Raw genomic sequence first — 7,950 nt, forward strand, 5'->3', positions numbered from 1 at the left:
GGAATGGGGGAATGGGGTTACCTCGATTATCTTTTATTTTTCCAGAAATTGAGATTTGAGCAGTTTGTGCAATTGAATCGTTTGATTTACCTAAGGATAGGATTAAAGCAAACAAAAACATTACCGCACACTTAGATGTGGCTAGTAGTTTTCTTTTCATTTTTTAAGATTATTTGGTTAGTTAATAATTGAACCGCGAGAGGAATTCAAAAGGGTAGTCTATCAAAATATTTTATTAAAATATTAATCAGACCTGATGTGGAAATTATGCATGAATGGAGATGGATTGATTACAACAAAGTAACCATAAAATCCTAGTGGAGTGAGGGGTAATACGGTAATAAGTAGGGGCTAAATTGTTACTTTTTGTTAGAATTTGGCTTTTTAACCCCTATTTTGAAGATTTTTAAACGTTTAGTCTACGTTTAATTTTTTTATTGTATTTAAGATTGGTTGATCTATTKCCTTTAAAATATTCTGATCAGGTTTAATCAGTTCTAAAACCGCGATATCATTCTTGCCTTTTTTTAACCATTCTTGAGGGATATATAACGTTTGTTGTGGCCCGATTGCCCAGTATTTTCCTAAGTTGTGTCCATTAACCCACACTACCCCTTTTCCCCAATCGGTCATATCTAAATAAGTATCCGCAACTGTCGAAATTTGGAAAGATCCTTTTTGTAATGTTGGTCCGTTTCCGCTTTGTTTTGAAGGGGCAGCATTAGCAGTATAACCAGCAATATTATTAAAAGGGAAGCCGTACATCGACCAGTTTTTAACTTCGGCACCATCAAAAGTTACCTGTTCGGTAATTCCTTTTTTGTTTTCTAACAGATACTTTCCAAAGTTTACCCTACCCATATTTTCTACAAAAATATCGAGCTGTACTTCGCCTTTCGGGAGTGTTAATGCCAAAGTATTTTGGTTTAACCTACGGTCTAAAATACCTGCTCTTTTCTGGTTAATAAAAATCAGCGCATAATCCCGTAATTGTTTAATCTGAAGTTCGCCTTTTTTACCTCCCTTAATGGTAGTTCGGTAAAGCACATAACCATAATCCTGGCTAAGATCCTCGAAAGTTAAAGGTGTGCTATTTTTCACTGCTTTTGGCAGCGCATTAAACAAAGCTACTTTACTTCCCAGTTTAAAAGGCGCAATTGCGATACTTGGTTTAGCAGCTGGAATTGGCGGTAAATTTTGTCCTGTTGGAAGATGTTTTTCGATCACACTTCTAAACGCCTTGAATTTTTCAGTTGCATTTCCAGCCTCATTTAAAGGCGCATCGTAATCATAACTACTGGTTTGTGGTTCGTAAGGTGAAATATCTTTATAGTTTGCCCCATTCATAAAATCGCGCGTTGTACCGCCATGGAACATGTACATATTGATCGAAATACCTGCTGCTAAAACAGAATCTAACTTTTTGGTGTATTGTGCTGCAGGAACGGTGTGATGAGGTGTTCCCCACCAATCGAACCATGCAGGATACCACTCAGCTATAAAATATGGGCCTTTCCCATTATGGTTCTGATTTACCAACTCCCTAATTTTTGCCGGATTATCGATTCCGTTTACAGCTGGTAGTAATCCGTCTAAATGTCCATCTTTTACATCTGCAGCAGGATCGCAGGTATAAAGCAATCCATCAAAACCTGCTTCGATAAACATTTTTCTGTTGATATCTAAATAATTTTTATCAGCAGCGTAAGAGCCGTATTCGTTCTCTACCTGTACCATAATAATATTACCACCATGGTTAATCTGCAATGGTGCCAACTGTTTGCCTACTTCAATAATATACTTCTTATACTCATCTAAATATTGTTTTTCGGTACTTCTCACCACAAGGCCTTTTTCGTTCTGTAGCCAATAAGGATAACCACCGAACTCCCATTCGGCACAAACGTAAGGACTTGGTCTTAAGATAACCCAAAGGCCTTCTTGTTGGGCGATTTTCACAAATTCGGCAATATTATTATTGCCCGAAAAATCGAATTTTCCTTTTTGTGGTTCGTGCAGATTCCAGAATACGTAAGTACCAATCGTATTTAGCCCCATTGCTTTGGCCATCTTCATACGGGCCCGCCAGGCCTCTTTTGGTACACGGGGATAATGTAACTCCCCAGAAATTATCTGAAAGGGTTTTTCATCCAATAGAAAGGCTGTTTCTCCTAGCTTAAACGTATGTTTAGCTTGCTGGCCAAAAGCTGATAAGGAGAAACATATCGCCACCAACCATAATAATTTTGCTTTCATTTTTTAAAGTTGTTTTAAGATGACCCGAATTTTGGGCAAAAACAATCCCATTTGCGCATTTTTACGCAATTCATCGTCTAGATTTATATAAAAATTTTGTTTTTTCTCTACTTTTTAAACACGCTCAGATCCCATTCATCTGCCCAGTTTATCGAAATTTTATCGTTCTCAAATTTGATTGGCAACCACAAGTAACGGCCATCAATGGCGTTTTTCGGTTCCCATTTATCAGCCATAAAAATAAATTCTCCTTTTTTGCCTGGTGCTGGCAATACATGCGTACTCTGCCCGCCATAGGTTAGCTTAGCCCCTTCGCCCTGGCATGGATTCCCCATATAAGTCCAAGGTCCCCAGATGGAGCTTGCTTTGAACCATCTGGCCGGATTTGGCGCCCATCCTGTACAGCCCGAACCAACCATATAGTAGGTTCCGTTTTTCTTAAACAAAGCTGGTGCTTCTGTTTGCTGCCCCACATAAATTCTGATAAATTTTCCTGTATGCCCTAAATAATCAGGGGTTAACTCAGCCAAATGCAACGTAAAATTTTCTTCTGAAGAGAATATATGATAGGCTTTTCCATCATCGTCTACAAAAACTGTCATATCTCTTGCCATTTGCCCACCGGGTAAATCCCTACAGAAAAAACCATCACTTTTATTGGCCGGTTGCTGGCAATTTACCATATCTTTTTCTGCTGTTCCTGCTGCATAAAAGGGCATTTTCTCCGGATTTGGACGATAACTCTTGATAAAAGTATATGGACCAGTTGGGCGATCGGCTACCGCAACACCCGATCTTGCAGCTGCATAACCTTTGCCTAAAAGTTCTAAGTGAAACCACATCACAAACTTTTTGGTTTTCTTGTTATACACCACTTTTGGGCGCTCCAGGATCGAGCCTTTAGCAATATCACTTTTCAGGTCTTCTGAAACCGGAAGTGCAATACCTTCATCTTTCCAATTGTATAAATCCTTTGATGAGTAGCAATGTACGCCTACCTGTGCCGTATTGCCTTTTTCACCTTCAATCTTATGCTCACCAAACCAATAGTAAATGCCTTTATATTCGACAATGCCTCCGCCATGGGCGTTAATATGAACACCTTTATCATCCTTCCAAAGTTTACCGGGAGTAAAAGAAGTATATGTTTGTTGTGCTGAAACATAACTATTTAGCCCTAAACTGAAGGCGATAAATCCTAAAACAAAACTGATTCTCTTATTCATCATTTTAATCAAATAATTTTTAACGTTACAAAGACGGTAATTTACCCACCTCTTTTCAATTGTATAGCTATCTGCTATTTATTTTAAACTGGCACTGTGATCGTTTTCAAAATTTTCTCCACTCCAGATCTTTTGCGCACTCCATTTCTCTGCTGGGTTGGCCCAAAATGCGTCTGCTTCTGGCAAACCTAATGGCAAAAAGATATTTGAAGCAATGTACGGGCTGCCCTGGTTGTTATAGAAATCGCCCAGATTTGGCTGATCGCCATATAAACCTATCGTTAACCAACCATTTTTATAGGTAGTAGGGCTCTCTAAAGTTTTTTTGATTACGGCGGTTAAAGCGCAACGTACCTGAGCCGGACTTAACTGTTTTGGCAATGCTTTTCTCCAGGCCATATCGGCCAAATGATGAAATGCAGCACCACGATAAATGATGGAGCGACCTGTTGCTGGGTAAGTGCCATCAGCGTTAATTAATCTTTCCTGAATAATAGCATACCGCTCATTGCGCTTCTTAATCTTCTCGAACATCTCTTTATAACTGTTCGTTTTAGCACCAATGATATTGGCCAAAGTAGCCAGATAAGGGTGAATAACATAACTATTATAATAATCGAAGGCAAACGATGTTCCATCTGTGTACATTCCATCGCCGGTGTACCATTGTTCCATTTGCTGCAGTGCATAATCAACACGCATAGGATCCCAACTGTAACCGAATCTGGCCAGAAAGGCTTCGTTCATAGCGGAGAATAATAACCAGTTAGAAAAAGCAGGCTTAAATCTTCTGGTTGTAACGATCGATTTCATCATCAGTTCCTGGTTCTTCTTGTCCAGATTTTCCCATAACCAAGGTGCACGTACCAAAGCCAATGCAACATAAGAAGCATCTACCAGTTGTTGCCCACCGATATCGAAATTCATAAAATCTTTGGCATTAGAATCTAAAGCATTTTTTAGTCCCTGAATGGCCCACTCCCGATACTGTTTCCTTAAAGCTACTTCTTCTGTCGAACCTCCTTCTAACTGCAACCATGGCGCAATACCACTTAAAACCCTACCCAAAACTTCTACATATTGTACTTTAATGCGCTGTTCTTTATTATCAATATGGATAGAAGTAACTTTTGGCATCGCAATACGCAGGCTGTCTTTAGCCAGGTTATACAAAACGGGTTTCACCATCTTATCCATCTGTTGCAACCAAAACTGCCGATCGGTTAAAACCGCGTTTTTGGTATTCTTGGTTTTCTTTTGCGCAAATGCGTAACCACCAGCCAAGACGATCAATAAACCCGTAATTAAAATATTTTTAAGTCTCATTTTTTCCTATAAAAATTTAGTTTTTGTTTGATAAATAGCGGTACATTTCGCAACCAGCCAATAAAAAGGCCCCTACACCAAAATTCGCTGTAGAATTTACATCAACCACCTGCCCCGGAATGGCTTTCTCTCCTATCGGCTGTACATACCCCAGTTTACCGTTATGTTGTAATGCGGTTTTGGTTAGATATGTCCATGCTTTTTGTGCTGTAGATAAATAGTTTTTTTCTTTTAAATAACCGTTGTTTATCCCCCATAACAAACCATAAGTAAAAAAGGCTGTTCCACTGGTTTCTGGTCCAGGGGCATGTTGCGGATCTAGGATACTTCTGGTCCAATAACCTTCTGCCTGCTGGCTTTTAACAATTGCTTTGGCCATATTCTGGTACTTGCTTAGGTATTCGTTCCGATGTGGATCGTTAAGGGGCAGATCTTTTAACACTTTCGCTAAACCTGCAAACACCCAACCATCGCCTCTTGCCCAAAAATCTTTTTTGCCGTTTACACTTTTATGCTTCGGATAAACATATTTGGCATCCCGGTAATAAAGTTTTTCCTTTTTATCGTACATAATGCTATTTGCATACATAAAATATTCGTACAGCTTATCGAGGTATTTTKGGTCTCCAGTTACTTTATAAAGTTTGGTCATAACAGGCATTACCATGTACAAACCATCGGCCCACCACCAATAGTCGTTATTGGGTGTGCTCATTTCGTATTGCATTACCTCTTTTGCCCTTGCAATTTTATATTCTTCGGGTTTTAAGTGGTATAAATCGATATAGGTTTGAAAACAGATCTGCCAATCGCCAAACAGCACATGCTCATCTGTTTCGCCATATTTATATTTCCAGTTGGATTTATCAGTTGATTTTGCGCCCATCCATTTGTTATAAACGGCCCAATCTTCTGAATATTTACGGTAAGCTTCGTTCTTGGTAATTCCATATACCTCCATATTTCCGGTATGGTAAGCAGCATGATCCCAAAAAGCACGTACTTCGGGTTTATTGTTGCCTTGCCAATAGGTATTTGCGCGGTTGATCATTTCGAGCACTTCCTCTTTTGAAGTTGAAGTTTGTGCATTTACAGCTGTGCTGCTAAAAAACAACAATAAGAAAAGCGCCTTATACAATTTTAAATTCATTAGTGTATTGGTTTAATGCCGTTTACGGTTGGTATTACAGGTTTAATAGTTCCATCAGTATTAAATTCCATTTTATCGATGCAAACTTCACGGTTGTAGCCTGCAGCACTCCCCATTGAGATTCCTTTTGGTCGGGTAAAACGATGGTAAACCATATACCATTCATCTTTTCCGTTAACTTTGATTACACTGTTGTGCCCTGTTCCGTAAATACCTTGTGCTACATCTTTTGCCAGAATCAGATTATTTTCCGGAATGGTTATTTTTCCTATAGGCGAATCAGAAAAGCCATAACGTACCCGATAATTTTCGCTCCGTGTATCATCTTCAGACCATAAAAAGTAATACTTTCCATCACGATAAAAAACTTCGGTACCTTCTCTGAAACCATTGTTTGGTGTAATAACTTTAATCTCATTGGTATCAATCGAAACCATATCTTCATTTAATGGTGCAACGGCCATATACCCATTTCCCCAATATAGATAACTTTTGTTGGTTTTAGGATCATTAAATACATCAGGATCGATCTCCTGACCACCTTTTATTCCTTTTGGTTTGCTTGAAATTAAAGCCTTACCGCTATCTTTGAACGGACCGGCTGGATGATCAGCAACAGCAACTCCAATTTTCTGTGCTGCTGTGAAATAATAGAAATACTTATAAGCGCCGTTTACTTTCTTTTCGATAATGGTAGGTGCCCAGGCATTCTTTTTCGCCCACGAAACATCTTTCTCAAGGTCTAATATTTTACCTTCATCTGTCCAGTTAACGAGATCAGTTGATGAAAAACTTTTAAAATAGGTACCACTCCAGTTGTTAAAACCATCGCTGGTTGGATAGATGTAATATTTGCCTGTTTTATTGGAATATAAAATTTCCGGATCTGCGTAATAACCTTTTAAAACTGGGTTATTGGATACAGCAACACTTACCAAATAAGTTTTAGGTTGTTGATTGGCAATACTTACCTTAATTTTTACAGGGCCTTTAGTAAAATCTAATTTCCCTTTTGGTGCGATACTGATTTGATTAAAGGTATTAAACTGCGGATCAAAGGCTTTTAAATCTGTACCATAATTTACTGGCAGATAAAGTTTTTGGTTCACGGTATCTAAAACAATATTATTTTGGTTGATTGCCTTATTCTGTGCGCTTTGCAAAACAGATTCGACAGTATACCACTGATTGAGCAACCGGTTTAACTCTTGTTGATTAATAGGCAAAATAGTTCCGTGCCTTGGGTGAAAATCCATGGCAATATCTTGATCCACTACACTAAAATTTGCCAGATCTTTACTTTTGGTAAACTGATAGCGGCCTTTCATATATACATCGTACATCAGGATATATTCGTCGCTATGATTCAGTTTAAAAACACCAGCTCCTTCTACAGCCTCTTTTGTCTGTTGTAAATATTTATCCTGCTGCACATAACCTGTGGTGAGTTGATGGGAAACCGCTTTTTTTATGCCATTGCCATTTCCTTCTGTTTTAAAGAATAAATTGTATTTCCCTTTATCGTAAATAATGTCGCCATCAATACAAGAACCATTGGTTGGGCTAAAAAAGAGCTGTTTTGGGGCTGTTTCCAAATCTGTAAAATCAGCATTGGCGTAAGCATAATAAATTTTATCAGGCTCCTCGCCATGCTTCATCGACCAATAAACCATATATTTTTTGGCTGTTTTATCGTAAATGGTCTGTGGAGCCCAAACACGTAGCAGATTTTCGTTATTTGGAAAACGTTTTTGAATATTAACAACTGACGATGTCCAATGGATCAGATCATTTGATTTAAGCAATACCATTGCCCTGTTCGAATTCCAGCCATTGGCCGAAACCATATCGGTAGCCACCATGTAAAAGGTTTTGCCATCCTCGCCACGCAAAATATGTGGATCGCGTATACCTCCGGTACTGCTGATTTTTTCGGAAGAAATGATTGGATTATTATTGTTTAATGCCTTGTAATGGTAAGCATCGGTGCTC

The 7,950-nt window shown here is 38.7% G+C and carries 5 protein-coding genes; all 5 read right to left on the bottom strand.

All coding sequences use genetic code 11. The features are described 5' to 3' along the window. Nucleotides 1–414: 414 nt before the first annotated feature. On the bottom strand, nt 415–2,256 hold the full coding sequence (locus tag AC1DPQ_RS11100) for a glycoside hydrolase family 35 protein (RefSeq protein WP_477609274.1): 1,842 nt from the start codon (nt 2,254–2,256) through the stop codon (nt 415–417). 107 nt (nt 2,257–2,363) lie between these two features. Next, entirely contained in the window at nt 2,364–3,482 is a 1,119-nt protein-coding gene (locus tag AC1DPQ_RS11105) for a glycoside hydrolase family 43 protein (protein ID WP_477609276.1), read from the bottom strand. A 78-nt stretch (nt 3,483–3,560) separates the two neighbouring features. Beyond that, nucleotides 3,561–4,808: a DUF2264 domain-containing protein gene (locus AC1DPQ_RS11110; RefSeq protein ID WP_477609278.1), complete on the bottom strand. Its 1,248-nt coding sequence runs from the start codon at nt 4,806–4,808 to the stop codon at nt 3,561–3,563. 16 nt (nt 4,809–4,824) lie between these two features. Further along, a complete protein-coding gene (locus AC1DPQ_RS11115) occupies nt 4,825–5,958 on the bottom strand; it encodes a glycoside hydrolase family 88/105 protein (protein ID WP_477609280.1) in 1,134 nt (377 codons plus the stop codon). Continuing rightward, a partial coding sequence (locus AC1DPQ_RS11120) for a glycoside hydrolase family 43 protein (protein ID WP_477609282.1) occupies nt 5,958–7,950 on the bottom strand: 1,993 nt, incomplete at its 5' end. The genes AC1DPQ_RS11115 and AC1DPQ_RS11120, both read right to left, overlap by 1 nt.

The sequence above is a fragment of the Pedobacter sp. 01T416_2 genome (genome assembly GCF_056398925.1).

Coding starts and splice junctions, on each gene's coding strand:
- AC1DPQ_RS11105 (WP_477609276.1), bottom strand. CDS start 3,482: ATGAATAAGAGAATCAGTTTTGTTTTAGGATTTATCGCCTTCAGTTTA.
- AC1DPQ_RS11110 (WP_477609278.1), bottom strand. CDS start 4,808: ATGAGACTTAAAAATATTTTAATTACGGGTTTATTGATCGTCTTGGCT.